The 26,626-nt window shown below is 56.7% G+C and carries 25 protein-coding genes and 1 tRNA gene; all 26 read right to left on the bottom strand.

The annotated features are described in order from the left end of the window. Nucleotides 1–12: 12 nt before the first annotated feature. The 26 genes from HMPREF9162_RS04325 to HMPREF9162_RS04200 all read right to left on the bottom strand — a co-directional run bounded on the left by HMPREF9162_RS04325 (nucleotide 13) and on the right by HMPREF9162_RS04200 (nucleotide 26,501). A complete protein-coding gene (locus tag HMPREF9162_RS04325; protein ID WP_139057083.1) occupies nucleotides 13–1,056 on the bottom strand; it encodes a SpoIID/LytB domain-containing protein in 1,044 nt (347 codons plus the stop codon). A gap of 129 nt (nucleotides 1,057–1,185) precedes the next feature. After that, entirely contained in the window at nucleotides 1,186–1,788 is a 603-nt protein-coding gene (locus HMPREF9162_RS04320; protein WP_009438496.1) for an epoxyqueuosine reductase QueH, read from the bottom strand. Between the two features lies 1 nt (nucleotide 1,789). Continuing rightward, complete coding sequence (ruvB, locus tag HMPREF9162_RS04315) at nucleotides 1,790–2,824, bottom strand: Holliday junction branch migration DNA helicase RuvB (RefSeq protein WP_009438370.1); 1,035 nt, start codon at nucleotides 2,822–2,824, stop codon at nucleotides 1,790–1,792. Between the two features lie 26 nt (nucleotides 2,825–2,850). Continuing rightward, nucleotides 2,851–3,447, bottom strand: coding sequence for a Holliday junction branch migration protein RuvA (gene ruvA, locus HMPREF9162_RS04310; protein ID WP_009438438.1), 597 nt, complete (start codon nucleotides 3,445–3,447; stop codon nucleotides 2,851–2,853). 12 nt (nucleotides 3,448–3,459) lie between these two features. After that, a complete protein-coding gene (gene ruvC / locus HMPREF9162_RS04305) occupies nucleotides 3,460–3,954 on the bottom strand; it encodes a crossover junction endodeoxyribonuclease RuvC (RefSeq protein WP_009438437.1) in 495 nt (164 codons plus the stop codon). Nucleotides 3,955–4,002: 48 nt separating this feature from the next. Beyond that, entirely contained in the window at nucleotides 4,003–4,728 is a 726-nt protein-coding gene (locus HMPREF9162_RS04300) for a YebC/PmpR family DNA-binding transcriptional regulator (RefSeq protein WP_009348738.1), read from the bottom strand. Between the two features lie 18 nt (nucleotides 4,729–4,746). Next, nucleotides 4,747–5,955: a tyrosine--tRNA ligase gene (gene tyrS / locus HMPREF9162_RS04295; protein ID WP_009438518.1), complete on the bottom strand. Its 1,209-nt coding sequence runs from the start codon at nucleotides 5,953–5,955 to the stop codon at nucleotides 4,747–4,749. Nucleotides 5,956–5,973: 18 nt separating this feature from the next. Then, complete coding sequence (locus HMPREF9162_RS04290; protein ID WP_009438339.1) at nucleotides 5,974–8,094, bottom strand: transglycosylase domain-containing protein; 2,121 nt, start codon at nucleotides 8,092–8,094, stop codon at nucleotides 5,974–5,976. A gap of 442 nt (nucleotides 8,095–8,536) precedes the next feature. After that, the gene (locus HMPREF9162_RS04285) at nucleotides 8,537–9,343 is read right to left on the bottom strand and encodes a response regulator (protein ID WP_009438448.1); all 807 of its coding nucleotides are present in this window, start codon (nucleotides 9,341–9,343) and stop codon (nucleotides 8,537–8,539) included. A 24-nt stretch (nucleotides 9,344–9,367) separates the two neighbouring features. Then, complete coding sequence (locus tag HMPREF9162_RS04280) at nucleotides 9,368–11,026, bottom strand: histidine kinase (protein WP_009438378.1); 1,659 nt, start codon at nucleotides 11,024–11,026, stop codon at nucleotides 9,368–9,370. Nucleotides 11,027–11,186: 160 nt separating this feature from the next. Beyond that, on the bottom strand, nucleotides 11,187–12,698 hold the full coding sequence (lysS, locus tag HMPREF9162_RS04275) for a lysine--tRNA ligase (protein ID WP_009438524.1): 1,512 nt from the start codon (nucleotides 12,696–12,698) through the stop codon (nucleotides 11,187–11,189). Between the two features lie 11 nt (nucleotides 12,699–12,709). Further along, a complete protein-coding gene (gene greA, locus HMPREF9162_RS04270) occupies nucleotides 12,710–13,180 on the bottom strand; it encodes a transcription elongation factor GreA (protein ID WP_009438369.1) in 471 nt (156 codons plus the stop codon). After that, the gene (locus HMPREF9162_RS04265; protein WP_009438568.1) at nucleotides 13,137–13,493 is read right to left on the bottom strand and encodes a GIY-YIG nuclease family protein; all 357 of its coding nucleotides are present in this window, start codon (nucleotides 13,491–13,493) and stop codon (nucleotides 13,137–13,139) included. Before HMPREF9162_RS04265 ends, greA begins: the two co-directional genes overlap by 44 nt. Next, the gene (locus HMPREF9162_RS04260) at nucleotides 13,493–14,107 is read right to left on the bottom strand and encodes a peptidylprolyl isomerase (protein ID WP_037350203.1); all 615 of its coding nucleotides are present in this window, start codon (nucleotides 14,105–14,107) and stop codon (nucleotides 13,493–13,495) included. The genes HMPREF9162_RS04265 and HMPREF9162_RS04260 overlap by 1 nt, the downstream gene beginning before the upstream one ends. Nucleotides 14,108–14,142: 35 nt before the next feature. Next, nucleotides 14,143–14,865, bottom strand: coding sequence for an MBL fold metallo-hydrolase (locus HMPREF9162_RS04255; RefSeq protein ID WP_009438408.1), 723 nt, complete (start codon nucleotides 14,863–14,865; stop codon nucleotides 14,143–14,145). Between the two features lie 5 nt (nucleotides 14,866–14,870). Further along, nucleotides 14,871–15,794 (bottom strand): YitT family protein, encoded by a 924-nt coding sequence (locus tag HMPREF9162_RS04250; RefSeq protein ID WP_009438440.1) that lies wholly within the window; start codon nucleotides 15,792–15,794, stop codon nucleotides 14,871–14,873. Further along, a complete protein-coding gene (locus HMPREF9162_RS04245; RefSeq protein ID WP_009438530.1) occupies nucleotides 15,791–16,438 on the bottom strand; it encodes a hypothetical protein in 648 nt (215 codons plus the stop codon). Before HMPREF9162_RS04245 ends, HMPREF9162_RS04250 begins: the two co-directional genes overlap by 4 nt. Nucleotides 16,439–16,454: 16 nt before the next feature. After that, nucleotides 16,455–17,687, bottom strand: a complete 1,233-nt coding sequence (locus HMPREF9162_RS04240) for an aminopeptidase (protein WP_009438465.1) — start codon at nucleotides 17,685–17,687, stop codon at nucleotides 16,455–16,457. A 1-nt stretch (nucleotide 17,688) separates the two neighbouring features. Further along, a complete protein-coding gene (gene dtd / locus HMPREF9162_RS04235) occupies nucleotides 17,689–18,132 on the bottom strand; it encodes a D-aminoacyl-tRNA deacylase (RefSeq protein WP_009348715.1) in 444 nt (147 codons plus the stop codon). Nucleotides 18,133–18,195: 63 nt separating this feature from the next. Beyond that, nucleotides 18,196–19,482 (bottom strand): M18 family aminopeptidase, encoded by a 1,287-nt coding sequence (locus HMPREF9162_RS04230; protein WP_009438510.1) that lies wholly within the window; start codon nucleotides 19,480–19,482, stop codon nucleotides 18,196–18,198. A gap of 72 nt (nucleotides 19,483–19,554) precedes the next feature. Then, nucleotides 19,555–19,631, bottom strand: a tRNA-Pro gene (locus tag HMPREF9162_RS04225). A 102-nt stretch (nucleotides 19,632–19,733) separates the two neighbouring features. Beyond that, the gene (locus HMPREF9162_RS04220) at nucleotides 19,734–20,102 is read right to left on the bottom strand and encodes a cupin domain-containing protein (protein ID WP_009348713.1); all 369 of its coding nucleotides are present in this window, start codon (nucleotides 20,100–20,102) and stop codon (nucleotides 19,734–19,736) included. A gap of 97 nt (nucleotides 20,103–20,199) precedes the next feature. Then, nucleotides 20,200–20,865: a respiratory nitrate reductase subunit gamma gene (narI, locus tag HMPREF9162_RS04215; protein ID WP_009348712.1), complete on the bottom strand. Its 666-nt coding sequence runs from the start codon at nucleotides 20,863–20,865 to the stop codon at nucleotides 20,200–20,202. Continuing rightward, nucleotides 20,862–21,398 (bottom strand): nitrate reductase molybdenum cofactor assembly chaperone, encoded by a 537-nt coding sequence (gene narJ, locus HMPREF9162_RS04210; RefSeq protein ID WP_009438486.1) that lies wholly within the window; start codon nucleotides 21,396–21,398, stop codon nucleotides 20,862–20,864. The genes narI and narJ overlap by 4 nt, the downstream gene beginning before the upstream one ends. Beyond that, nucleotides 21,398–22,819: a nitrate reductase subunit beta gene (gene narH, locus HMPREF9162_RS04205; RefSeq protein WP_009438375.1), complete on the bottom strand. Its 1,422-nt coding sequence runs from the start codon at nucleotides 22,817–22,819 to the stop codon at nucleotides 21,398–21,400. The genes narJ and narH overlap by 1 nt, the downstream gene beginning before the upstream one ends. After that, the gene (locus HMPREF9162_RS04200; protein WP_009438420.1) at nucleotides 22,809–26,501 is read right to left on the bottom strand and encodes a nitrate reductase subunit alpha; all 3,693 of its coding nucleotides are present in this window, start codon (nucleotides 26,499–26,501) and stop codon (nucleotides 22,809–22,811) included. Before HMPREF9162_RS04200 ends, narH begins: the two co-directional genes overlap by 11 nt. Nucleotides 26,502–26,626: the final 125 nt, after the last annotated feature.

The raw sequence follows: 26,626 nt of genomic DNA, 5'->3' as shown, positions 1-26,626 counted from the left end.
ATATATGCCTCATCAGTATAATTTCTCTACGGAAACGCCGGTATAATAGTAACGCAGGATCTCTTTGTAATTCTTTCCACGCTCCGCAAATGCCTCGGCGCCCCACTGAGACATGCCAAGACCGTGGCCGGAACCGTATCCGTTAAATTCTACCGTCGACTTTTGCATCCGAACGTTGAACAGTGTGCTTGGAAGCGCAAATAGGGAGCGTATTTTATTGCCGCCAAGGACGACGTTCCCCTTATCTCCGATGATGCGCATGGTCAACACACGTCCCGCGTGACTGCGGTCTCCTTTCCCATTGCCAATCTGGAGGCGGGAGAGCTTAATCTCCTTGAGGTTCCCTATTTTTCTGCCGGTTGATTCTATTTTTTGGACAAAGAGCGCCGATGTTATGGATCGATTCCATGGGAGTGTCTGAGCGCGGGCTTCGGGAACTGCTCTGAGATACGGCACATAACTTCCCCATACGTTTTCACTCGACTCCGTCATGCCGCCGGAATCCGTATGAAACAGAGCGTCAGCAATTTCCCCTTGATAAAATAAAACTTCCCCGTGCGTCGCGTCAACGGCATCGGTAGAAGCCTTTGCCTCGGCGTTCATCCCCTCGTATACTTGGCACTCAGGGGTATTGCAGAGATCATAGCCGTCCGCACGGTGCCGCCCCCTATTTTTGAGCGCAAAGGTGCGTGCCGCAACACTCTGCGCGCGCAGTGCCTCGCTCCTCCACGAGGCGGGCATTTCCTTCGGGACGACCCCGTATAGATAGTCCTCAATCAAAACGTTGTTGACGACAGTCATTCCCGCCTTCTTGAATAAGGTGATATATCCGCGATAAGGGCTTCCGTCGACCTCCACAAAGCCGCTTCCGGAAGGCTGAACAATCAGTCGATCTGATTTTTGTTCTGTGCCGTTGACCCAAAAAGCGCCGCTTTTTTCCTCAACGACAAGTTTTTCCCCCATCGGCACGATGAGAAACGGATCGTCTTCAAGCGTCCTATGGACATAAAGCACGGTATTCCTGCCCGTGACGGTAACGATATGCCGTTCACTCATAATGCCGACCGTGAGTTCCGGTTGGAGCGAAGCGTTCGTTCGATGGAGCGGAATGAACACCGACGCAAAAAAATTAGGGACATCAAAATACGTTTGCACTGCGCCATTTCGCTCCCCTGCTTTCTTTAACTATGCCTGTGCCAAAAGGCGGAGACGTTTCTTCTCTTTATTTTCCTTGCGCTGCATCTTGCGCAGCGTACGGCTGTACCGCTCTTCCTCGCTAAGAATACATCCGCAGTAGGATTGACGGTAGAGCCCCATGTCTTTGCTGATGTCGATTCCTTCCTGCCAGCCGACGCGGAAATCCTCGTAGTAGAAGGAAATACCGTACATGTTCGCATAACGCTGCGCCGTTTCGCGCATGAGTTCGTGCTGCTGATAGATGCTGTAAAACAGTGTGGAGGTAAACGTGTCAAAGCCGTGTTCCGCCGCATAACGCACGGCATTCTCCAGTCGCCACGTGTAGCACATACTGCAGCGCCCCAGTCTCGTATTCTCTGCCGGCAGGGCTTTCTTTAGAAAATCTCGTATGCGGTATTCGCGATCCGCGACAAAGTCCATATGTGACATCGCCGCAAATTTCTCAGCGTTCTGCAGACGCTGATCCCATTCCGTATAGGGGTGGATATTGGGATTAAAAAAATATCCCGTCGGCTCGATCCCCTCTTCGCGAAGTTTTTTCAGCGGATAACAGGAGCAGGGTCCGCAGCACATATGCATCAAAAGATTCATGTTAGAGCAGCTCTCCTTGCCGGTAATCGTTTTCCGGATAAGCGATTTTCATGTGTTCGTATCCGCCGCGTGTGACGATACGCCCGCGCGCCGTCCGCGCAATAAAGCCGAGCTGTATGAGATACGGTTCATAAACGTCTTCGATGGTTTCGGGCATCTCGCTCAGCGCGGCGGCAAGCGTTTTGAGTCCGACGGGTCTCCCTGAAAATTTGGTAATCATCACTTCGAGCATCGTGCGATCTTTATTCTCCAGTCCCTGTTCATCGACCTCGAGGGCTGTGAGCGCAGCAAGCGTCGTTTTGTGAGATATGATGTCTTCTCCCGCGACTTGCGCGATATCGCGCACGCGTTTGAGAATACGATTTGCCACACGTGGCGTACCTCTGGAACGGCGCGCAATCTCAAGCGCACCCTCGTGTTCAATCGTCACAGACAGGATCTCCGCCGTTCGCTCAATGATGAGGAGAAGCGCCTCCGGCGTATAGTATTCGAGCCGTGCCTGAATTCCAAACCGATCGCGCAGCGGCGCAGAGAGCGCCCCCGTCTTTGTCGTCGCGCCAACCAGCGTAAACGGAGCGAGATCCAGCCGGATGGAACGAGCGCTCGGCCCTTTGCCAATGATAATATCGATGGCATGATCCTCCATCGCCGAGTAGAGGATTTCCTCAACATGATGGGACAGTCTATGAATCTCATCGATGAAGAGCACATCATGATCCTGCAAATTGGTCAGCAGAGAGGCAAGATCGCCCTGACGCTCAATCGCGGGTGCCGAGGTCTGGCGAAAGTTCGCCCCCATCTCGTTCGCTATGATGCCGGCGAGCGTCGTCTTTCCAAGCCCCGGAGGACCGTAGAGAAGAACGTGATCAAGCGCTTCCCCGCGCGACAATGCGGCTTGAATAAACTTGGACAGATTATCCTTTATTTTGTCCTGCCCAATGTACTCGCTGAGACGGCGCGGGCGCAGACTGTATTGCCAACCGTCGGTACTTTGTTCTTCGAATGAGACGAGTTCCTCCTCATTGCGTATATCCATAGATCTCTCCCCTCCCTCCTATATCGTTAGAATCGCTGCAAAACGGACAGCGCATATCGCACCAATTCTTCCGTACTTTGATAGTCCGTCTTTCCCTGAAAGACCGTTTGAATTTCGTTTTGCTGAAACCCTAAACTCATCAGAGCTTCCGTAGCTTCCGCAAGCATGGAATCCGAGACATCGGAGACAACGGCGCTCGTATCATCCACACCTGTATCGGCATAAGCGCCGAATTTATCCTTAAGCTCTAAGACAAGGCGTTCCGCCGTTTTCTTGCCGATGCCCGGTAATTTTGTAATGCCCTTGACATTCTTTTTGTGAATCAACCGATAAAAATCGTGAGGTGTCACCTCAGAAAGAATACTCTGCGCGCCTTTGGGTCCGATGCCGGAGATACCGATGAGGTGCTGAAAAAGATCGTATTCCTCCTGCGAGAAGAACCCGTAGAGGAGGATCGCGTCCTCACGCACATGCGTATGGATATAGAGAAGCGCCTCTTCCCCCTGAGCAATATGTGCGCAGGTTTTTCTCGAGACAAACACACGATACCCCACGTCATGTACATCGAGCAAACAATGGTCAACGGCGCTGTGCACGACAGTCCCGCGCAAGAACCCTATCATACGTCTCTCCCATTAAATACGATTGCGCCACGCAATACTATCCACACAATACGCCGTACAAATCGCAACGGCAAGCGCATCCGCCGTATCGTCCGGATACGGCGGCTCCGGCAGATGGAGCAATTTCGTCACCATATAGATGACCTGTTCTTTGGTCGCTTTCCCATATCCGGTGACAGCCTGTTTTACCTGCAGCGGCGTGTGTTCGACGATCGGGATATCGTTCTTTGCCGCCGCAAGGAGTGCGATACCGCGTGCCTGCCCCACGGGGATTGCCGTCGTTACGTTGCGATTGAAAAATAGCTGTTCTATTCCTATGGCGGACGGGCGATGCTCCTGTATGAGGTTTTCGAGCTCTGTGTAAATCTTGAGCAGACGCCGTTCCGGCTGCATTTTAGACGGTGTCGTAATCGCACCGTACGCGTGCGGAACGAGGCGGCTGCCTATCTGCTCTACAAAACCGTAACCGCAAATCGCCGTCCCCGGATCTATTCCGAGAACCAACATATTCCGTCCCTAAAAAAGTGCAGACGATATGTCTGCACTTTTTTCTCCTTAATCCATCTCATAGTTGCTGTATACGTTCTGCACGTCGTCATTGTCTTCCAGTGCATCGATGAGCGTCTGCATCTTCTCCGCATCTTTTTCCGAGAGGCTGACCATCGTATCCGGTACCATCGTAACCTCCGCCGACACGGTTTCAATGCCCTTGTCTCCAAGCGCCGTTTCGATGGACTCGAAGGCATCCGGCGCCGCTACAATCTCGAATACATCGTCCTCTGCGCGCATATCCTCCGCGCCCGCCTCCAAGACGAGTTCCAACAGTGCGTCCTCGTCGTCAAAAGAGTCTTTTTCGACGATAAACACGGCTTTTTTCTTAAACATCCATGCAACGCAGCCGTCCTGTCCAAGATTTCCGCCGTACTTCGAGAAGAGATGTCGCACGTCCGCTGCTGTACGATTGCGGTTGTCGGTCAGAATATCGAGGAGAACCGCGGTGCCGCCGGGACCGTATCCCTCGTACACAACTTCCTCGTAATTGCTCCCCTCCGTAGCGCCGAGCCCCTTTTGGATGGCACGGTTGATGTTATCCTTCGGGATATTGTTTGCCTTTGCTTTCGAGAGCGCAAGTTTGAGACGCATATTCCCCGTGGGATCACCGCCGCCCATACGCACGGCGATCGTGATCTCTCTGCCGATCTTCGTCGTGATTTTGCCGCGGATGGCGTCGTTTGCGCCCTTTTTACGCTTTATATTCGCCCACTTTGAATGTCCTGACATGAAATAGCTCCTTCTCTATCAACCAATTACTAGTTTATAGTGCTTCTTTTTTCCTTTTTTCAGAAACGCCTCACCGTTGGAGAAATCGGCATCCCCGAGCACATAGTGTTCGTCGGACACGCGCAGGTCGTTGAGCATGACACCGCCCTGTTGTATCAAGCGGCGCGCTTCGCCCTTCGAAGCAAATACGCCGCCGCGCGTGAGCACATCGACCAGTTTTTCGCCCGTGGCGCAGACAACTTTCGGGACATCCTCCGCCGCGCCGCCGCTGAAAAGAGCCTGCGCCGTGCTGCGCGCCTGCGCGGCAGCCTCTGCGCCGTGTACGATTTTCGTTGCTTCGTAGGCAAGGATTTCCTTCGAGCGATTGATTTCAGCGCCCTCTGCCGCGGATAAGTGGCGCACCTCATCCATTGGGAGATAGGTGAGCAGGGACAGACAAGTCTCCACATCGGCATCGTCTATGTTGCGCCAATACTGATAGAAATCATACGGCGAAGTTTTTTCCGCGTCAAGCCATAATGCACCGCCCGCAGTTTTTCCCATCTTCGTCCCGTCACTCTTTGTGAGGAGTTTGTTCGTGAGACCGAATACCGTTTTACTGCTCTTGCGGCGGCAAAGCTCGACGCCCGCAATGATGTTCGACCACTGATCGTCGCCCCCCATTTGCAGCCTACAGCCGTAACGGCGGTTGAGTTCGAGGAAGTCGTACGCCTGCATGATCATATAGTTGAACTCGAGGAATGTCAGCCCCTTTTCCCAGCGCTGCTTATAGCTCTCGGCGGCAAGCATACGGTTGACAGTGAAATGTGCGCCGACATCGCGCAGAAGTTCAATATAATTGAGACTGCGCAGCCAATCTCCATTATCCACCATAATCGCACGGTCCTCTGTAAAGTCGATGAAGTGCGCGATTTGTTTCTTGAAGCACTCGCAGTTATGGCGAATGGTCTCGTCGGTCATGACTTTGCGCATATCCGTGCGTCCGGACGGATCGCCGACGGTTCCCGTGCCGCCGCCCACAAGACAAATGGGGCGATGCCCCGCCTTCTGCAGATGCGACATCGCCATCAGGGCAATAAAATGACCGGCGTGAAGGCTGTCCGCAGTCGGATCAAAACCAATGTAAAAAGTGACCGGTCCTTCCGCCATGAGTTTACGCAGCGCCTCTTCATCCGTGCATTGTGCAAGAAAACCTCGTTCCTTTAGAATATCGATCGCATTTTGCATATAGACCCCTCTATCGCTTTAGTTTCTGCCCTTTTCTACCCCGGCGCCCCTCGTCGGAACCTCGTCGGAGGCAGACGGGGCACTGCTCGGAGACCGTGGTTCAGAGGCAGACCTATCCTTATTTGTTTTTTTTCTCGTTTTTTCATGATTTTTATCTTTATTATCCGAGGTATCCTTGTCGTCCTTATCTTTGTCCTTTTCAGAGTCATCATTCAAATCATCTAATTCGGAGGCAGGCTTATACGATGCACTCCCCTCAAAGCTGCGTACAGGCAGGCGTTCATGTGCCTTAAGCATAAACGCGCGCCAAATCGCAGCAGGAGTTGTCCCCCCCGCCATGCCGTGCAGGTCGCTCACACTGTCGTTCCCAATCCAAACGCCCGCAACAAGATCCGGCGTATAGCCGATAAACCATGCGTCGTGATAATCGCTCGTCGTTCCCGTTTTTCCCGCTGCCGGTCTGCCGATATTCGCGCCTGTGCCGGTACCGCTCCGAATAACATCCGAGAGCATATTAGTCATGGTCGCGGCGTTCGCCGCAGAGATGACGCTCTTTTCTTGGCGTGTTGCCTCTTCCAATACCTTTCCCGTACGAGAGACAACTCGCAGCACAGCAACCGGCTCCACATGAATACCGCGATTAGCAAACGTCCCGAACGCACTGGTCAGCTCGAGAGGTGTAACGCCGCGCGTCATGCCTCCGAGCGCGGTCGCTAGGTTGCGATCATTCGTTGCACCATCTAGAACAAAGGTCGATATTCCCATTTCCTGCGCATAGTAAATGGCTTTATCAATTCCTATATCCTGCGCGATACGAACGGTTGGTACATTTAGTGACCAACGCACAACATCGCGCAAACGTACTTTACCGGAAAATTTGCGGTTATAATTCTGTGGCTCCCACCCGCCTACCTTGAGCGGTTTATCCTCAATCACCGAATCCGGCGTATATTTGTTTTCAAGTGCGGCGGCGAACACGAACGGCTTAAACGCCGATCCGGGCTGGCGCACCGCCTGTGTCGCACGGTTAAACTGATCTGTTCCGCGCCCGCCGACCATGGCTTTGATGTAGCCCGTATGGGGATCGATGGCGACCAACGCCCCCTGTGGCTGCACGATGCCGTTGGCATCGGTGAAGTAGGTCGGCAGGTTTTGCATCGCGTTCTCGGCAGCCGCCTGCATATCCATATCGATCGTCGTATAGATCTTTAGCCCGTCTTTATAGATGGCGTCGTCCCCATATTTTTCAACAAGGAGCTGCAGCACATAGTCTACGAAATAGCTTGCCGCCCTAACGCCGTCATTGGAAACTTTAGCGATCGCAAGATCTTCTTTTTTCGCCGCGTTTGCCTCACTGTCGCTGATATAACCGTACTTCGCCATTTGATCGAGGACAACAGCTTTGCGCTGCTTTGCCGCTTCTAAATTGTTGAGTGGTGAATAGTAATTCGGACTTTTGGGAATGCCGGCAAGCATGGCGCATTCGTTGAGCGTCAGATCCTTGACGTCCTTCCCGAAATACGTCCGCGCGGCTGCCTGGACGCCATAGGCACCCTGCCCAAAGTATATTTGATTCATATAGAGCTCAAGGATTTCCTGCTTCGTATATTGACGCTCCAGCTGAAGCGCCAAAAACATTTCCTGAACCTTGCGCTTCAGCGTGCGATCCTGCGTCAAATAGGCATTTTTAGCAAGCTGCTGCGTAATCGTAGAGCCGCCCTCCGTGACGGTACGCCCGCGAATATTCGCCCAAACCGCACGCACGATGCCGCGTGGATCGATGCCCGCATGGTCGTAGAAGCGATTATCCTCAACCGCGACAAACGCATTTTGGAGATTCTTCGGAATATCGTTGATACTCACCGGCATACGATTTTCTGCCGCATGTATATTAGCGATCTCGTTGCCGTTGATATCATAAATCTGAGACGAAGCGGGCGGCACAATATCTTCCGCTAAATTCTGTTTTGTGTTCAAACTTGCCGTGAGAAAACCGCAGCCGACACCGATCACCATCACAAACAAAATGAGTCCTATAACAAGGATTGTCTTGCCTAGGATAGAACCTGTACTTGATTTACGCGAATTTCCTTTTGCTGTCTTCTTCATAGGTGCCTTTTTATCCGGCTGTTTATCCATCGTGCTCTCCTTGTGGGTAGTAACGACTCCATTATAATACAAAGTATTTCATCGTATCCATAAGGCAAAAATCTCCTTATTATAAATTTACATGACACAATACTTATTATACCAATACACGCCGTAATTTCAATAGGATAATTAACAAAGACATCAGGCGCTGTCTTTGCAAAACTTAATGGAACCCATACAACAAAACAGGACTGTTCCGCCAACATGATTGGACTTAGGAGAACAGCCCTATTATTTTGACCTAAAGTATCGGTAATGCTTTAGTTTGCCGAAATATACTCATAGACCAGTACATTGAACCTATACACCGCATTGCTGCAGATATTAAGATATCCATCTAGAAAATGATCTTTTACCGTACTTGTTACCCGATTTTAGAACATATTACATCATGAGATTTTCATTGTCAAGGCAGTGTATAGTTCCGAATTTATATCATGGTAGATACATCCTGTTTTATTTCCAAGCCTTGCTTTTTACAGTGTTTCATGAAGTCGGTCGGTGATTCGCCCGCATATTTTTTGAACACGGTGCAAAAGTTTTTATAATCGCCGAACCCGTTCTGCTCGGCGACCTCATAGACTCGGTAGATGCCTGTGGCGAGCTGCCGCGCCGCCATGTAGAGCCGCTGACGCGTAAGAGCTTCGCCGAAGGTCTGATGCGCGGCTTCTTTGAATTTGCGGCTGAGGTAGCTGGCGCTGACGCCGAACTCGTCGGCAAGCCGTTCGATGCTGAGACGTTCGGCAAACGACTGCCGGATGCGCTGCATGGTCTGCCGCACATAGGGGTTCATCCCCTCATCGGCAAGCCAGTCCTGCCACGGCAGGGGCGCGACGGGAAGCGGGACGCCGGGAGCGTCGTCTCTCTGTACGCCCGCCGTCAGTTTTTCCATGAGTTTTGCGAGTTCGCGCTCGTCGACCGGTTTGAGCAAATAGTCCGCGGCGTCAAGACGGATCGCTTCGCGCGCATAGGTAAAGTCGCTGTAACTGGTAAAGAATACGAGCGCGCCCAGAATTCCATCGGCGCGTGCCGCGCGCGCCATCTCGATGCCATCCATGCGCGGCATCCGAATGTCGGTCATCACAATATCGGGATGCAGGCTGCGTATCATCTCAAGCCCCGCGCGCCCGTCCGCGGCATCGCCGACAACGACGCATCCCATACCGCTCCAGTCGATCGTATCGACGAGTCCGCGGCGGATGATCTCCTCATCCTCTACGATGAGCACTTTGCGCATCGTTCCCCCTCCTTTGCTCCGCTGCTAAATCCGTGCCGGACAGCGCATCTCGACGCGCGTTCCGCACCCCGCAGGGCATGTGATCCGCAGGCCGTATTGATCGCCGTAGAGGAGCTGAATCCTCCGGTGGACGTTGTGAACGCCCGTATGGATGGAGGTATTCTCTCCGCTTTTGAGCATTTCCTGCAGGCGCGCGAGCTTCTCCGGCGCAATGCCGGAACCGCTGTCCGCAACGGTAATCACGAGCAGGTTCCCCTCTTTTTCCGTATGCACGCGAATCCGTATGACGCCGGTTTCATCCGCTCCGTATTTGATGGCGTTTTCCACAACGGGCTGCATGATGAGCTTCGGCACGCGGCACGGCAGTGTTTCGGGCGCGATCTCCTCCTCGTAGGAGAGCTGCGTGCCAAAACGGCGGCGCTGAATCCGCAAATATCCCGCGAGATGATCTAAGTCCTCTTCCAAAGGAACATTGGTCACGCGCTCAATGCTGTATCTGAGGAGCGCCGACAAATCCATGACCATATCGACCGCCTCTGCGGGAGCAAGTCGTATCATGTATTTGATATTTTCCAGCGTATTGAAGAGAAAATGCGGGTTGAACTGCGATTCGAGCTGCCGCAGCTCGGAGACGACCTTCGCGCGCGTCTGCTCTTCGTTGAGCCGCAGCAGCTCTTTGATGCTGTCCACGGTTCTGTTGTAGGAGTTTGCGATCTCTTCGAACTCGTTGCCCGTCCTGATGTCGAGCCGGTGATTCAGACGCCCGCGGCGCACCTCATGAAACGCCTTCATAATCTCCTCGGCGGCCTTTGTCTTCCCCGTCGTCTCACGGCGGACGCGCATCAATATCGCGGGTGTCATGACAATGAGTACACCGAGCAGGATCAGGGCACCGACGACATACTGCCACAGGACGTGGGCAATCGGTGTGAAGGCGTAGATACGGAACGCACCGCCGAATATATCCCGATGGGTTGCATAGAAGAGGCTGTCCTTGATATCCACGATGCCGTCCGCACCGCGCAGTTCGGCGCTGATTTTGTCAAAGTTCTCCGAACGCAGCTGCGGCAGTGTCGAGAACGGCGCATAGCCGTACGCGTCCACAATTGCCCAGTGCGTATCGGGCGGCAGCTCCGGCGACATAAATGCCGCCTGCGGCAGGACGAGCGCGGCGTATCCCGTCACACGTCCGTCCTCCCAAAGCGCGTGCCCGACGACAAGGTTCCATTCCTTTTCCCCCGCGCGCACGAACTCAACGACAGGCGCGCCCTCCGTGCGCATCCGCCGCAGGATTCCCCACGGCGTACGAAAATACGGCGGGGACGCCGTGTAGTTCGTAAATATGGTCTGCCCGTCGGCGTCGAGGAGGTAAAAATACGGGTGATCGGCACGGCGATTCACAATCGCGTAAAAATCGCTGTAAAACGCGCGCTGCGCTTCCCCGCCGGCATGCGCATCCGTGATCGAGAGCCGCGTCATATCGCTCACGCGGTCGATGTAATCGGTGACGGTCTCGCTGAAGATCTGCGCCGTGAGGTCGCGTATCTCTCCGTTGCGCCGAACGACGCTCCACTGCCAATTGAATATGCCCCACGCAACGCAGAGAAGCGCAACGACCGTGACCGGTACAAAGGCGTATCGTATCAGCGCCTCGCGCACCTCATCCTCTAGTCTCCGCCGCAAACGCTCACGCTCCTTTGCCGTACGATACGAAAATCACCGGATGATTTATCGTTTTTTATTATAACAAAAAGATTCTTGAAAGAGAAGTAAAGCACACAACAAAAGAGAGCAGTCGCCGTAATAGCGTCCGCCCTCTTTGTTTTTTATTTGTCGGTAGAAATCACTCCGCAAGCGGCTTCATCGTCGGGAAGAGGAGCACGTCGCGAATGGAGGGGCTGTCCGTGAGCAGCATAACGAGGCGGTCGATGCCGATGCCGAGCCCCCCCGTCGGCGGCAGTCCGTACTCAAGCGCCGTCACATAATCGCGATCCATGACATGCGCCTCCGCATCGCCCGCTTCGCGCTGAGCGAGCTGATCTATAAACCGCTGTTCCTGATCGATGGGGTCGTTCAGCTCGGTGAATCCGTTGGCGAGCTCTCGCCCGTAGACGAAAAATTCAAAGCGATCCGTGATGCGCGGATCGTCCGGATTGCGCTTCGCGAGCGGTGAAATCTCCGTCGGATGCCCGGTGATAAAGGTGGGCTGGATCAGCGTCTCTTCCACCTTTTCCTCAAAAGCGGCGTTGAGGATTCCGCCGATGCCGTGCCGCTCTTCGAACGGGACGCCGATCTCCTTGGCCATGGCGCGCGCCTCGTCCACAGTCGTGCAGGAGAGGAAATCCCTGCCCGTGGCTTCGCACACCGCGTCGTTCATGCTGACGGTGCGCACCGTGCCGAGATCGATCTCAACGCCCTGATAAGTGATCTTCGTCGTACCGAGCACATCCTCTGCCGTGCGGCGCACGATCCCCTCCGTGATCTCCATGAGGTCGCGGTAGTCGCCGAACGCCTGATAGATCTCGATGGAGGTGAACTCCGGGTTGTGCCGGACGTCCATGCCCTCGTTGCGGAAGATGCGCCCCATCTCATAGACGCGGTCGAGTCCGCCGACGATGAGACGCTTCAGGCTAAGCTCCGTAGCGATGCGCAGATAGAGGTCGATGTCGAGCGCGTTGTGGTGCGTGATAAAGGGGCGCGCCGCCGCGCCGCCTGCGATCGTCGAGAGCACGGGCGTCTCGACCTCGAGGAAGTCGCGCTCATCCAAATAGCTGCGGATAGACCGGATGATCTTCGCGCGCTTGCGGAACGTATCGCGCACCTCGTAATTGACCATTAGATCGAGATAGCGCTGTCGGTAGCGCGTATCGACGTCTTTGAGCCCGTGAAATTTTTCCGGCAGCGGGCGCAGGGACTTGGAGAGCAGGTCAAAATCCTCGACGCGGACGGTGACTTCGCCGCGCCGCGTCTTGAACACGACGCCGCAGATGCCAATGATGTCGCCGATGTCGAGACGTTTGAACTCCTCTTTGTACTTTTTCTCGCCGAGGACGTCCTGCTTAAAGTAGATCTGTATGTTCCCCGTGCGGTCGTTGAGCGTGGAGAACGATGCTTTGCCGTGCCCGCGGATCGCCATCAGACGCCCTGCGATGCGCACCTCGCCCCCCTCCTCGTCCTCGCCGAGACCGTCGTACTGCGCGCGGATCTGCGCCGCGTAGTCCGTGACCTCGAACCGGTGTCCGAACGGCGCGACGCCCATCTCACGGAATGCGTCCATCTTTTCGCGGCGCACGCGCATCATCTCATTGAGATCCTGCTCCTGCACCTCAGCCATCTGCGCTCTCTCTTCTGCCATAGGTGTTCCTTTCACTTCTTGATGTCGACGATCTTATACCGGATCATGCCCGCAGGGGCGCTCACGTTGATGACTTTGCCTATTTTCTGCCCGAGGAGCGCCATGCCGAGCGGCGATTCGTTAGAAATCTTGCCCTCGTCCGGATCCGCCTCCGTCGAGCCGACGATGAGGAAGGTCTCGTCCTCATCGAACTCGAGATCCTTGACAGTGACGCGGCTTCCGATCGTCACGGATTTTCCGTCGCCCGCCTTGATGATGTCGGAGTTGCGGATTTTATTTTCGAGTTCCTGAATTTCTCCCTCGAGAAATGCCTGCTCGTTTTTCGCGTCGTCATACTCGGAGTTCTCGGACAGATCGCCGAGGGCGATCGCCGCCTTGAGCCTCTCCGCCACTTCGATGCGGCGGACACTTTTCAGATAGTTAAGCTTTTCGACGAGTTTATTGTACCCGTCCTCCGTCAGCATGACCTTCTTTTCCGTCATTCAAAATTCTCCTTTGCTCTGCGTCTTCCGTGTTGATATGTGACAGCAGCGCCGCCATATCGGCACGACGCTCTCCTGCGCGGATGAGTGAGAGACGCTCACTGCGCCGCATTTTTTTGATTTCGTATTCTCTCTTTTGCGCTTCTTCCTTGGTCGAAAATGCTTCCGCATACACGAACTTCACCGGACGGCGCGCTCTCGTATACTTTGAGCCGGTGCCGTCGTTGTGCGCGGCGAGCCGCCGCCGGAGATCGTTCGTCCACCCCGCGTACAGACTATCGTCCGCACAGGCGAGGAGATATGCATAGTTCATTATTCCGCGTCTTTGAGCGTGATTTTTTCGATAACGACGTCATGCACGGGGCGGTCGCCGTAACTCGTCGGCGTATGCCCGATCTCGCGCACAACGTCCATGCCCTCGACGACCTTGCCGAAAACGGCGTGATGATTGTCAAGCCACGACGTCGGCGCCAGCGTGATGAAGAACTGACTGCCGCCCGTATTGGGGCCTGCGTTCGCCATCGAGAGGACGCCCTCGTCGCTGTGTTTGAGCTCCGGGTGGAACTCGTCGGGGATATGATAGCCGGGGCCGCCCGTCCCGTTGCCGCTCGGATCGCCGCCCTGAATCATAAAGCCGTCGATGACGCGGTGAAAGATCAGACCGTCATAGAATCCTTTCTCCACGAGATCTATAAAATTCTTTGTGGTAATCGGCGCTTTATCTTCAAATAGTTCGACCTCAAAAGTTCCCTTGTTGGTCGTAAAAACTGCAATACGGTTTGCCACGATTCCGTTCTCTCCTTTTCCTTTATCCTGATCCAAAAGCATATTGAACGACATCCCCGCACTGCCGCTGTGCGCCGCAAAAAATATGCCGCCAATCACAACGACGAGACAGAGTGCAAGGATATAGAAATACTTCCCCATTCTACCGAAAGCCCCCTCATATTTCAATACATATTTCAAAAAGATTGTGTTTCCCCCGAAATACGCGGCGACCACACGGGAATCTCCCGCCCCGGCAGGAAGAAATCCGCCGGCGGCCGCCACACGGGATAGCCGACCGAGTGCATAGTAACGAGAGCATCCGGATAGGTCTCGGCGCAAAACTCCTTCGCCCCGCGATCCATCGAGGTCTCAAGACGCCCGTCCACAGGGAAGAACGCGAGGTCGAACGACAGCCCTTTGAGCCGCTTCATCTGCTTGCGGAATCCGTTTTCTGCGAGCTTGCGGTTCTCTGCGGTATCGCCGATCCAATCCCACCAGTTGAAATCGCCCGCATGGAAGATTCTGCGCCCGCGCGTCTCAACGAGGAACGACGTCCCCTCGTCGGTCGAAGAGAACGACGTGACGGCGATCGTATCGTCGTGCCACACGTCGTAGATCGGCATCCAGACAACCTTGTCCCGCGGGATGCGGGCAGCCCCCGGCACGTTCCGGATGTCCTCACTGAGGATGTAGCGCGTCGCCTCCGCTGCAAACTGTGCGATATGCGGGCTGAAATGATCAAAATGCGCGTGCGACGACAGGAAATATACCTTCGTATAGCCCCCTTTTTCGATCGCCTGCGGAACGACGCCCGCGGGATCGTCAAAGTCGTCAAAGATGAGCAGTACGTTGTCCACGCGGACGAGGAATCCGCTGTTGAGCAAATAGGTCACGTCGATCGTGTGTGCATCCGCCATACGCTTCACTTCCTTTCGTGTTCGCGTTCATCGTCGTCCTCGTCGGAGGCGGACGCATCGTTTTGATTGATGCGCCCGAAACCGCGCCCCATGACCTCGTTCGCGGACATGATGATGACGAACGCATGAGGATCGACGTTATGAACGATGAATTTGAGTTTTCCCACCTGCGTCGTTCCCACCGCGACAAAGACAACGTTGCGTTCCCTGCGCGTATATGCCCCCTGCCCGTGCAGGAAGGTGACGCCGCGGTGCATCTCATCGATGATGTTCTCCGCGATTTCGCGGTATTTGTCCGAGACGATGAGCACCGCCTTGCGGTGGTTGAACCCCGCGACGATCTTATCGACGACTGTCGCGTTGATGAACATATAGATGAGCGTGAACATCGCGGGCGCCATGCCGAACAGGAACGCCGCGATGAGCATGATGAGACAGTTCATCGCAAAGAGCACGCCGCCCATATGCAGGTCGTAGTATTTCCGAACGATGGCGGCGAGGATGTCAAATCCGCCCGTACTGCCGTTCATGCGGAACACGAGTCCGTAGCCGAGTCCCGCGAACACGCCGCCGTATACGGTCGTCAGCATCATATCGCTGACCGGCGCATACGCGTTCAGCGGGCGCGTGAGGTCGAGAAACGCCGAGAAGATCGCCGTGCCGATGATGATGTCGACCGTATAGCTCCGCCCCATCAGTTTCCACGCCATAAAGAGGAGCGGGATATTGTAGAGAAACGTCTGTATACCGATCGGCAGTCCGAAGAGGTAGTAGACGATCATCGCGATGCCCGTTGCGCCGCCCGTGAGCAGATGCGCGGGAATCAAGAAGATGTTGATGGCGGAGCTCGCGATGAGACAGCCGAGCGCGATGCCCATGTATCGCATCGCGCGGTGTCCAAGGACACGCATATGCACGTGGTGCATCATTTCGCATATCCTCCGAGCCGCACGGGCTGCTCCTTCGGCAGCGCGGACACATCGATGTTCTTTGCCGCGATGAAGCCGCTGCCGAGATCGAGCACATCGGCGGCGTCATCGTTCGCAAGCGCCATCTCATCCGCCTCCTCGTCGCTGAGCGGCAGCATCGTGATGCGCGCCGCCGTGAGGAATCCGCCCTCGGGATCAAGGTTCAGCACGAGATGCCAATGGGGATGCGACGGATGCGCATAAACGTAGCAGGTATTATCGTCGAGCATCTGCCGGGACGCCTTGCCGTACGTCTTAAAGATATAGCCGGTTGTCGCGCCCCGCCGCACATTTTTCCGCAAGCGGTATTGATCCCCGGAGAGCGCAATATCCGCGACGCGTCCGCTCCCCGCCGCAACGGCGACGGTCACATCGCCGTAGGTGCAGACGTTCAGACGGACGCCGCGCACATAGACCGTCTTTTCAAAGGAGGGCGCGCCCCACTTTTCACGCAGCGTCTGCTCCGTATCTCCTAAGGATATGCCCCGATAGGAGAAATCCGCGTCCTCGACAGCGCCCTTCGCCTCTGCGGGCACGGCGCAAAAAAGTACAAGCGCGCACATGACCATGAGACAAAGCCCGTATTGTTTGAAACTATCCTGCATCGCTCATACCTCTGCATCAGAATGCGAAATTCCCCTGCTCCATCACGCGGATCGTCCGCCCGTCGCGCGTGCGTCCTACGACGGAGAGATCCTCCGTACCGATCATAAAGTCCTCGTGGACGATGGAGTCGTTCACGCCCGCACGGCGGAGTTCGTCCTCCGTCATATCCTCGCCGCCCCTGATGCAGGTCGGATACGCCTTGCCGAGTGCAAGGTGACAGGAAGCGTTCTCGTCGAAGAGCGTGTTGTAAAACAGGATATTGCTCCGCGAAATTGAAGAATCATACGGCACGAGCGCAACCTCGCCGAGGAACGACGCCCCCTCGTCCGTCTCGATCAGCTTCTTTAGATGCTCCGCGCCGCGCGACGCCATATGATCGACGACTTTTCCGTCGCGGAAGGTCAGCCGTATATCATAGATCACGTTGCCGTTAAAATGGAGCGGCTTTGACGCCGCCACCGTCCCGTTCACGCCGCCGCGGTGCGGGAGCGTGTAGACTTCCTCCGTCGGCATGTTCGCGGCAAAGAGCACGCCGTCCGCCGAATGCTCCGCGCCGCCCATCCAGAGATGCCCCGCGGGAAGCTCAACGCGCAGATCCGTCCCGAGGCCGTTCGTATAATGCAGCTCTGCAAAATCGCATTGATTGAGAAACGCCGCGCGTTTTTGCAGCGTATCGATGTGCTCTTTCCACACCGCCACGGGATCGTTCTCCGGCGTAATGCGCACCGCCTTTAGAATCTCCTCCCAAAGCCGCGCGACGGCAGTCTCCTCCGCCGCCTCCGGGAACACCTTGCGCGCCCACGCGGGCGTCGGTATCGAGACGACACACCACGTGTTGCGATTGCTCATCAATCGATTGCGGTAGTCGGCGAGCGCTTTGCCCGCCGAGAGCTGCACCGCCGTTAATTTTTCGGGCGCAATATCGGAAAAAATATCCGGATCGCTTGCCGCGATGGAGATGAACGCCGCGCCGCGCCCCGCATGATCGTCGTAAAAGAGTTTGCGCCACGCGGGGAACTCCTCAAATCGCTCCATGGGCGCGTTTTGATAGCGAATGCGCTCGAACGCCTCGTCGCTCCAATGCACGGCGACGTCGTACGCACCCGCGGCGAACGCCTCCGCCGAGAGCGCGCGAACGAACGCCGCGCATCCGATCGGCGCGCGTATCACGAGCGGCTGAGACGGCTGCAAATTGACGCCGACGCGGACGACAAGAGCCGCGTATTTCTTCAGAATATCCTCTCTCATCTCACACCTCATCCGTATCAAACAGGAGCGTAACGGGACCGTCGTTCACCGAGGAGACCTGCATGTCCGCACCGAACACACCGCACGCCACGGGCACATCATGCGCCCTCATGCACGCGATAAATTTCTCATAGAGCGGAATCGCCGTCTCCGGTTTCGCCGCGTGAGAAAAACCGGGACGCCGCTTTTTCAGATCGGCATACAGCGTGAACTGAGAGACGATGAGCGCGCTGCCGCCGACATCCGCAAGCGCGAGATTCATCTTGCCCGCCGCATCGGAAAAGACGCGCAGATGCACGATCTTCTCCGCGAGACGCGTCGCGTCCGCCTCCGTATCCTGCGGCGCAATGCCGAGGAGAATCAAATATCCGCGGTCGATTTGACCGCGAACTTCGCCGTCGATGCGGACAGCCGCCGCATTGACCCGCGTCACCACCGCGCGCATGTGACCGCCTCCCTTCCCGTCGTAATGTGCTCCATTATAACACGTTCGCCGCACACTGTCCTCTCATGTGGAAAAAAAGGCGGTGAGGAGACGTGTCAGCGCATATTGATCGCGCATCCCCATCGTCTCGCGCGCGGAATGCATCCCGAGAATCGGCACGCCGACGTCCATGGTCTTCATCGGGAGGAGCGTCGATAGGATCGAGCCGAGCGTCGCTCCGCCCGGCGCATCCGAATGATTCGTAAACACCTGATGCGGGATGTCCTCACGCATACAGATGTCCTGCACCGCCGCGAACGCCTCGGGATCGCACGCATAGGACTGACTCGCGGCGACCTTGAGCACGACGCCGCGGTTCAGCAGCGGACGATTCGTCGGATCCGCCTTTTCGGGCGCATTCGGGTGCAGCGCATGGGCGACGTCCGCAGAGATGCAGACCCCGCCGAGCGCCGTGCGCAGGTATTCGTCCCGCGAGAACCCGAGCGCCAAATAAATGCGCTCCAGCATCATGGACAACGCCAAAGAACCCGCGCCCTGCTTTGTTCTGCTGCCGACCTCCTCGTTGTCAAAGAGCGCGGCGACGGAGACGCCCTCCGCCGGCGCCTGCGCGATCGCGTCAAAGCACGCCTTCACCGACGAGAGATTGTCGAGCCGCGGCGCGGAGAGGAACTCCTCACCCGATCCCACGAAACAGCCGCGCTCTGCCGGATAGACGTTCAAATCATAGGAGAGAATATCCTCCGCGCGCACACTAAGATGCTCCGCCAAAAGCGCGTGCAGCTTTTTCCCGTCGTCCGCCGCATCCCCCGCCCCATCCGATTGGAACAGCAGCGGCAGGAGGTCTTTTTGCGGCTTCAGCTCGACGCCCTCGTTCACCTTGCGGTTCATGTGGATCGCGAGGTTCGGAATGACGGCGAGCGGCCGCCGAAAATCCACAAGGCGCAGCTCCGAATGAAAGGCGTCCGCGCCGCGCAGCGTAACCGCGCCCGCGATGGAGAGCGGGCGATCGAGCCATGTATTCCGAATCAGTCCGCCGTAGGTCTCCACGTTGAGCCTTCCGTATCCTGCATCGCACATGACAGGATTCGGCTTGATGCGCAGACAGGGGAAATCCGTATGCGCACACGCCATCCGCAAGAGACCGCGCGGATTTTCCCCCACGGAGACGACAACCGCTCCCGTTCGAAAGAGCGGCAGATAGAATGTTTTGCCCGGGCGAATGCGCTCTATCGTGTCGTTCGTGATCCGCTCCCATGCGGGATTGGGATTTTGCGCCGCGTGATACGGCGAGGGCGCGGCATCAATAAACTCTATCAGCTCTTCTGCGCAGGCTCTCTCTGCTTCCGTCATAATGCGCTCCTCTCTGTGCTATAAACAGAAAAAGACCCGCCCATCGGCTGGTCTTTGTACTCCGAAAATAAATGGTCGGGATGACAGGGTTCGAACCTGCGGCCTCATCGTCCCGAACGATGCGCGCTACCAAACTGCGCCACATCCCGACAACGATAGTTATTTTAGCAACTTTTGAAAGAAAAATCAAGTGCTAACTGCAAGAAAAAAGAGGAAATTTCCCGTCGGTTTACACGAACGCATCGCGCCCCTCATCCCTCGATGGGATAGTAATCCGCCGGCAAGGGCGCAAGGATACCGACGAAAACGAAGTCCTCCGTTCCTGTATTGCGCATTCCGTGGCATGCGCCTTTCGCCGAGACGATAACGTCGCCCTTCGCGATCGGTTCTTCCTGCCCCGGCGCGGGATAAAATACGCCCGTCCCCTGCACGCAGATCCATATATCGTCCGCCTGCGCATGCCCATGTGTCTTGATTTCCTGCCCCGGCTTCAATACCCAAACGACACCGCTCGTCGATGCCGTGCTGTAGATCGTCGTCCGCGTCGCCGTCTCCCCCGCCTTTGCCACATCCGCCAAGTGAACCCGGCGTGCCGAGAACGCTGTTCCTGCTTCAATCATTTTGAAACACTCCTTTAATCATAGATTTTAGAATACCAAACTATGCTTGTCAATTAAAATATCCGCCGCTCCAAAGAAGCGGCGGACACCAATTTTTTTATTTTTTACGATAGATGATCGGGCTGCGTCCGAGGTACTCAAACGGTGCGCTCAGGCAGTGCACGAGACGTGTGAACGGAAAGAGAATCGCAACTGCCATCCAACAGAACATGTGAATGCGGAACATGAGCGGCACATTCTCCATGTATTCAATCTGCGGGTTCAGCATGAGTACGGAGCGGAACCACGGCGAGATGGTCTCGCGGTAGTCAAATCCGCCCTGCACAGCGTTGAGCGTCGTCGATGCGCAGCCGGTGAAGATCGCGGCAAAGAGGAAGAGATAGAGCCACTTGTCCATCGTCGAGGTGTTCACCGCCATGCGGTCTTTGCCAAAGCGGCGGATCAGCAGCAGGATAAAGCCGCCGAAGAACAGCAGTCCTGCGGGGGCACCGCCGCCGAGGGCGATCATGTGGTAGAGATGTTCGTTGATGCCCACCGCCTCCGTTATAAATTTCGGGATGAGCACGCCGATGACATGACCGCCGAACGCCATGACGAGCCCCAAATGGAACATGGGCCCCGCGATCTTGAGGTCGCTCTTCGAGAGGAACTGACTCGACTTCGTTGTCCAGTTGCGTTCGAACACCGTATAGCGCACGATTGTCCCCACGATGAGGAACGTGAACGCAATATAGGGGAGCACTCCCCATGCGAATTGTTTCATGATGCGGACCTCCCTACGAGACTTGCGGCTTCGGTGAGCACGACGTCAATCAAAAACGCATACGGGAGCTTTGCCTCGATCAGCCGATCCCGCAGGAGCTCCATCTTTGGACGCACCTGCGAAAGGATATACTCGGCACGCTCCTCGGGTACCGCCGCCGCAAGCTCTAGGATCGCCGGCAGATAGTCCGGCAGCTCGCGGTCAATATCGAATCCGCTGTCAAGGAAGAGCTGCTTATACGCGAGCATCTCCTCGGACTGCTTCCCAAAATCCGTGCGGTTATGCGTCGTGAGGTAAAGATTCGTGTTCTGTGAAAAGTCAAAGGTACGCACATAGGCGTCCTCAAACTCCCGGCGATCGCTCTCCACCACATACTCAAAGAACTCCGTCAGTACTTCGCGCGTCTGCGGACGCTCCACTTCGCGCGCCGCTTCGGCGTAATCGAGCAGATTCGTCCACCAATCCTCGGTGGGATATTCGAAAAGATACGCCGTGAGCATCAGTTCTTTTTGGATGCGGTTTGCCGTCTCCATCAGCAGCATCCTCCCGGACATGCGTAGCCTGTCGTTCCTTGCAGTTCGCGCAGTTTCTCATCCGCAACGCCCGCGACGCCTGCGGGGATGTTGAACCGATCCCTGCGTTTGGCAAGCCCGAGCAAGCGGTACATCGCGTCATAGGTCTCTATCGGAAATGCGAGGCTTTCGGGAACGGCATCGCCCGTCTGTTTTGCGCGCATGACGGCGCGGAGTTCGAGCATGACGTGCAGGACGCGCTCGATCGCCGCCGTGTCCCCCGCCGTGAGGAGCTGCGCGAGGTATGCCACGGGGATGCGCATCTCCGCCGCCCCCGGGAAGAATACCTCCTCCTCCACGCGCCGCGCAATGGGGCTAAGGGGCGGGACATACCAAATATTCGGCAGTGTGCGGTACTCCGGATGGAGCGGGAACGCAAGCCGCCATTCCCTGATGAGGCGGTACGAGGGCGAATCCTGCGCCGCACGAATCCAGCGCGGCGGAATGCCCGCCTCCTTTGCCGCCGTAACAACCTGCGGATCGTTCGGGTCACAGATGACCTCCATGAGCTTATTGTAAATCTCTTTCGGATCCGTGACGCTCGCGGCTTCCTTCACGCGGTCGGCATCGTAGAAGATGACGCCGAGGTAGCGCATCCGCCCGACGCAGCCGTCGCTGCACACCGTCGGCAGACCGTTCTCAAGACGCGGGAAGCACAGCGTGCATTTCTCCGCCTTGTTCGTCTCCCAGTTGTAGTAAATTTTCTTATACGGGCAGGACGGTACACAGTGCCGCCATCCGCGACAGCCGTCCTGCGAGATGAGGACAACACCGTCCTCATCGCGCTTGTAGATCGCGCCCGAAGGGCACGCCGCAACGCACGCAGGGTTGAGGCAGTGGTTGCAGAGACGCGGGAGATGCTTCATAAAGATGTCGTGGAACTCGAGCGTGATCTCCTGTCCGATTTTTTGCAGGTTGATGTCGCGGCGTGCCGACTGCCCGTCCGCGAGGTCGTCCTCCCAGTTCGGCCCCCACTTGATCTCCATCCGCTTCTGCGTGATGAGCGAGCGCGGGCGCGCGACGGGCTGATGATTCTTCCGCTTGGAGTGGAGGAGCGTCTCGTAGTCGTACGTCCACGGCTCATAGTAATCGTCCATCTCGGGCTGCTGCGGATGGTAGAACAGCTTGGCAAGACGGCTGACCATCGAGCCGGTCGCGAGCGAGAGCTTGCCGTCCTTCAGCGTCCAGCCGCCCTTCCACTTCTCCTGATTCTCCCATTCTTTGGGATAGCCGATGCCCGGCTTTGTCTCGACGTTGTTGAAATACATGTACTCCGCGCCGCGGCGGTTCGTCCACACATTCTTGCACAGGATGGAGCAAGTGTGGCAGCCGATGCATTTGTCGAGATTCATGACCATCGCAATCTGCGCTTTAATCTTCAAGCCAATCTACCTCCTCCATGCGGCGCACGACGACATACGAGTCGCGCTGATTTCCCGTCGGGCCGTAGTAGTTAAATCCGTAGCTGAGCTGCCCGTAGCCGCCGATGAGGTGGGTGGGCTTCATGTGGATATGCGTCGGCGTGTTGTGGGTTCCTGCGCGTGTGCCCGAGATCTTCGACCCCGGGACGTTGATGTGGCGATCCTGCGCATGGTGCATGAACACCGCGCCCTGCGGGATGCGCGGCGAGACGACGACACGCGAGGCGACGACGCCGTTGCGGTTATAGAGTTCGATCCAGTCGTTGTCCTTCACGCCGATCTCCGCCGCGTCCTTCTCGCTCATCCACACGCTCTGTCCCCCGCGGAACATCGTGAGCATCTGCTGCGCGTCGAAGTACATGCTGTGCGTACTCCACTTGTTATGCGGCGTCAGATATTTCAGCGTGATTTCTTTCTGCGTCCCGTTCAGGGATTTGTTCATCGGACGGAAGTCGAGAATCGGGCGGTAGATCGCCTGCGCCTCGCCGAACTCGCGCATGACCTCGTGATCCATGTAGAAATGCTGCCGCCCCGTCAGCGTACGGAACGGAACGAGTTCCTCCACGTTGGTCGTAAACGGCGTATAGCGGCGGTTCTGATTGCTGCCCGTAAAGGTCGGCGCCGTGATGGTCTGACGCGGCTGCGCAATGACTTTATCATAGGTAAAGCGATCTTCTTCGCGATCCTTTGCGAGGCGGACGAGATTCGTCAGCCCCGTGCGCTTTTCGACCGCTTCCCACGCGCGCACCGCCGTGCGCCCGTTCGTCGTCGGCGACATGCCGAGCACCGCCTCGATCGCCTGCCGCGCCTCGTAGATGGAGGGCATCCCGTAGGAAACATAATCTTTGTTCTGGATCACGCCGTTGCGCGCGCGCACTTCTTCGTAGTCTTCCGCCGAGTCCCACGTGTTGCCGTGGCTCGCCGTCTTGCCTGCGGCGTTCGGACCGAGCGCGATCCACTTTTCGTAGAGCTTCGTGTAGTCGATGATATTCTGCGCGATATTCGGCATCGTCTTGCCGGGGATCGGCTCGCACTCGCCCTTGCTCCAGTCGCGCACGATGCCGTCCGGCTGTGCCAGCTCGGTCTCGTTATCATGTCCAAGCGGCGTTGCCACAACGTTCGTGTAGGGCTTGAGGTTTGCTTCCTTGGCAACCTTTGATACCGTCTCCGCAAGCGTGCGGTAGATGTCCCAGTCCGTTCGCGACTCCCAGAGCGGATCGACCGCAGGCTGGAACGGATGGACAAAGGGATGCATATCCGTAGAGGAAAGATCCGTCTTTTCATACCACGTTGCCGTCGGCAGAACAATGTCGGAATAGAGCGCGTTGCCCGCCATGCGGAAATCGAGCGCGACGAGGAGGTCGAGCTTGCCCTCGAGCGATCCGCCCGGCTGCGCCAGCTCCTCCTTCTCCCGCCATTTGATTTCCCGCGGGTGTTCTTTCGCATCTTCCTCTTGGAAAATGCTATTCTCCGTGCCGAGGAGATATTTCAGGAAGTAATCGTTGCCTTTTGCCGACGAACCGAGCAGATTACAGCGCCAGACAAAGAGGTTGCGTGGGAAATTCTCGGGAGCGTCCGGATCCTCCCATGCGAATTTGAGGCTCTTGTCCTTGAGGCTCTTGACGATGTAGTCCTTGACCCCGTCAAGTCCTTCGCCGCCTGCGGCGGCGGCTTCGTCGGCGATCTGCTGACCGCCCTTGTTGAACGTCGGATAGGCGGGCGCCCAGCCAAGACGCGCCGCGAGGATTGCATAGTCGCCGGGATGCGTATAGCGCGCCGTTTCGTTCGGCGCCGCAAGTGCGTCCGCCTGAATCTCGTCGCTGCGCCACTGATTCGTCGCAAAGTAATAGAACGACGTGGCGTTGAGCAACTTCGGCGGTCCCTGCCAGTCCGAGCCCGACATGATGCGCGCCCAACCTTCGTTCGGACGCAACTTCTCCTGCCCGACGTAATGCGCCCAGCCGCCGCCGTTGCGTCCCTCACAGCCCGTGAAGAGCAGGAGGTTGATGATCGTGCGGTACACGACATCCGCATGGAACCAGTGGTTGATGCCGCCGCCCATGATGATCATGCTGCGGCCGTTCGTCTTGATCGCGTTGTCCGCAAGCTCGCGCGCCGTATGGATGACGAGTTCAGGCGAGATGCCCGTGTACTTCTCTTGCCACGCGGGCGTATAGGGCGTGTCGTCCTCATAGGAGCCGGCGCTCTCGCCGCCGAGACCGCGGTCGATCGCATAGTTCGCAAGCGTGAGGTCGTAGACCGTCGTCACGAGCACTTCGCCGTGCGCCGTCTTGACGCGGCGTACGGGGAGCGCGCGCGTAAGCGTCCGCTTTGCGCGGTCGTTGCCGAAATACGGCAGCTCGACCTCGACCGTATCCGTGCGATCGTCCCACACGGAGAGACGCGGGCAAATCTCCGCACCCGTGTCACGGTTCTCCTCTTTGATGTTCCATTTTTCCTGCGTGCTCCAACGCTCGGCGAGCGTCCCGTTCGGGATGACGATCTCGCCGGTTTTGTCGTCGACGACGTAGTAGCGGAAGTCGGCGTGCTTTTCATCGCGCCCCATGTCGCGCGAGCTGAGCATACGCCCGGGAACGTAGCCGCCGTTTCGCTCCTCGATGCGCACGAGAAACGGGAAATCCGTATACTTGCGTGTATACTCGAGAAAGAACGGCACCGTTTTATCGATATAGTATTCCTTCAGGATCACATGCCCCATCGCCATCGCCATCGCGGAGTCGCTGCCGACCTTCAGCGAGATCCATGTGTCGGCAAACATCGACGACTCGGCATAGTCCGGCGCGATGGAAACGACCTTCGTCCCTTTATAGCGTACCTCCGCCATGAAATGGGCGTCCGGCGTCCGCGTCAGAGGCACGTTCGAGCCCCATGTGATGAGATAGCCCGCGTTGTACCAGTCGCTCGACTCCGGCACATCCGTCTGCTCGCCCCAGATCTGCGGACTCGCGGGCGGCAGATCGGCGTACCAGTCGTAGAACGAAAGCCCCACACCGCCCATGAGCTGCATGAAGCGAATGCCCGCCGCATAGCTCAGCATGGACATCGCAGGGATGACCGAGAACCCGAAGATGCGGTCGGGGCCGTAGGTGTACGCCGTATAGAGTACCGAGGACGCGATCAGCTCCGAGACTTCTTCCCACGTTGCGCGCACAAAGCCGCCCATCCCGCGGGCTTCCTTATATTTCTTCTGCTTCACAGGATCGGAGGCGATGCTCTTCCACGCGTCGAACGCCGTCTTGTGCTTGGCGCGCGCCTCGCGCCACAGCGCTGCGAGTTCGCCGCGCATATAGGGATATTTTACGCGATGCGGGCTATACAGATACCACGAGAACGTCGTCCCGCGCGGACAGCCGCGCGGCTCAAAATCCGGCATATCCGGCGCGGTCTCCGGATAGTCCGTCGCTTGGTTCTCCCACGCGACGATGCCGTTCTTCACATGCACATTCCAGCTGCACGAGCCGGTACAGTTCACGCCGTGCGTCGTTCGGACAGTCTTGTCGAACGACCAGCGGTCGCGGTACATGTTCTCCCAGTCCCGTCCGCCCTCGTGCATCTCCTGATGCCCGTCTGCGGATACCGATGTGGGGACAAGATACTTGAACTTCTGAAAAATACTGTGCACCCCAAAGCCCTCCTAAAAGTTTTGCGGATACCGACAGCGATGAAAGCCTCTCCACCGCTCCTTAATTGTAGTGTAACAAAAAAAATCGCCTTTCCTGTGACATATCTCACAAAAAAGGCGTTATT

Source organism: Selenomonas sp. oral taxon 137 str. F0430 (assembly GCF_000183625.1).
Lineage (GTDB): Bacteria > Bacillota > Negativicutes > Selenomonadales > Selenomonadaceae > Centipeda > Centipeda artemidis.
The sequence above is the reverse complement of the archived record's forward strand: the minus strand, read 5'-3'. Positions and strand labels throughout refer to the sequence as shown.

Excerpts from the sequence above, each read along its gene's own strand:
- HMPREF9162_RS04325 (WP_139057083.1), bottom strand. The coding sequence starts at position 1,056 with ATGAGTGAACGGCATATCGTTACCGTCACGGGCAGGAATACCGTGCTT.
- HMPREF9162_RS04320 (WP_009438496.1), bottom strand. The coding sequence starts at position 1,788 with ATGAATCTTTTGATGCATATGTGCTGCGGACCCTGCTCCTGTTATCCG.
- ruvB (WP_009438370.1), bottom strand. The coding sequence starts at position 2,824 with ATGGATATACGCAATGAGGAGGAACTCGTCTCATTCGAAGAACAAAGT.
- ruvA (WP_009438438.1), bottom strand. The coding sequence starts at position 3,447 with ATGATAGGGTTCTTGCGCGGGACTGTCGTGCACAGCGCCGTTGACCAT.
- ruvC (WP_009438437.1), bottom strand. The coding sequence starts at position 3,954 with ATGTTGGTTCTCGGAATAGATCCGGGGACGGCGATTTGCGGTTACGGT.
- HMPREF9162_RS04300 (WP_009348738.1), bottom strand. The coding sequence starts at position 4,728 with ATGTCAGGACATTCAAAGTGGGCGAATATAAAGCGTAAAAAGGGCGCA.
- tyrS (WP_009438518.1), bottom strand. The coding sequence starts at position 5,955 with ATGCAAAATGCGATCGATATTCTAAAGGAACGAGGTTTTCTTGCACAA.
- HMPREF9162_RS04290 (WP_009438339.1), bottom strand. The coding sequence starts at position 8,094 with ATGGATAAACAGCCGGATAAAAAGGCACCTATGAAGAAGACAGCAAAA.
- HMPREF9162_RS04285 (WP_009438448.1), bottom strand. The coding sequence starts at position 9,343 with ATGCGCAAAGTGCTCATCGTAGAGGATGAGGAGATCATCCGCCGCGGA.
- lysS (WP_009438524.1), bottom strand. The coding sequence starts at position 12,698 with ATGGCAGAAGAGAGAGCGCAGATGGCTGAGGTGCAGGAGCAGGATCTC.
- greA (WP_009438369.1), bottom strand. The coding sequence starts at position 13,180 with ATGACGGAAAAGAAGGTCATGCTGACGGAGGACGGGTACAATAAACTC.
- HMPREF9162_RS04265 (WP_009438568.1), bottom strand. The coding sequence starts at position 13,493 with ATGAACTATGCATATCTCCTCGCCTGTGCGGACGATAGTCTGTACGCG.
- HMPREF9162_RS04260 (WP_037350203.1), bottom strand. The coding sequence starts at position 14,107 with ATGGGGAAGTATTTCTATATCCTTGCACTCTGTCTCGTCGTTGTGATT.
- HMPREF9162_RS04255 (WP_009438408.1), bottom strand. The coding sequence starts at position 14,865 with ATGGCGGATGCACACACGATCGACGTGACCTATTTGCTCAACAGCGGA.
- HMPREF9162_RS04250 (WP_009438440.1), bottom strand. The coding sequence starts at position 15,794 with ATGATGCACCACGTGCATATGCGTGTCCTTGGACACCGCGCGATGCGA.
- HMPREF9162_RS04245 (WP_009438530.1), bottom strand. The coding sequence starts at position 16,438 with ATGCAGGATAGTTTCAAACAATACGGGCTTTGTCTCATGGTCATGTGC.
- HMPREF9162_RS04240 (WP_009438465.1), bottom strand. The coding sequence starts at position 17,687 with ATGAGAGAGGATATTCTGAAGAAATACGCGGCTCTTGTCGTCCGCGTC.
- dtd (WP_009348715.1), bottom strand. The coding sequence starts at position 18,132 with ATGCGCGCGGTGGTGACGCGGGTCAATGCGGCGGCTGTCCGCATCGAC.
- HMPREF9162_RS04230 (WP_009438510.1), bottom strand. The coding sequence starts at position 19,482 with ATGACGGAAGCAGAGAGAGCCTGCGCAGAAGAGCTGATAGAGTTTATT.
- HMPREF9162_RS04220 (WP_009348713.1), bottom strand. The coding sequence starts at position 20,102 with ATGATTGAAGCAGGAACAGCGTTCTCGGCACGCCGGGTTCACTTGGCG.
- narI (WP_009348712.1), bottom strand. The coding sequence starts at position 20,865 with ATGAAACAATTCGCATGGGGAGTGCTCCCCTATATTGCGTTCACGTTC.
- narJ (WP_009438486.1), bottom strand. The coding sequence starts at position 21,398 with ATGGAGACGGCAAACCGCATCCAAAAAGAACTGATGCTCACGGCGTAT.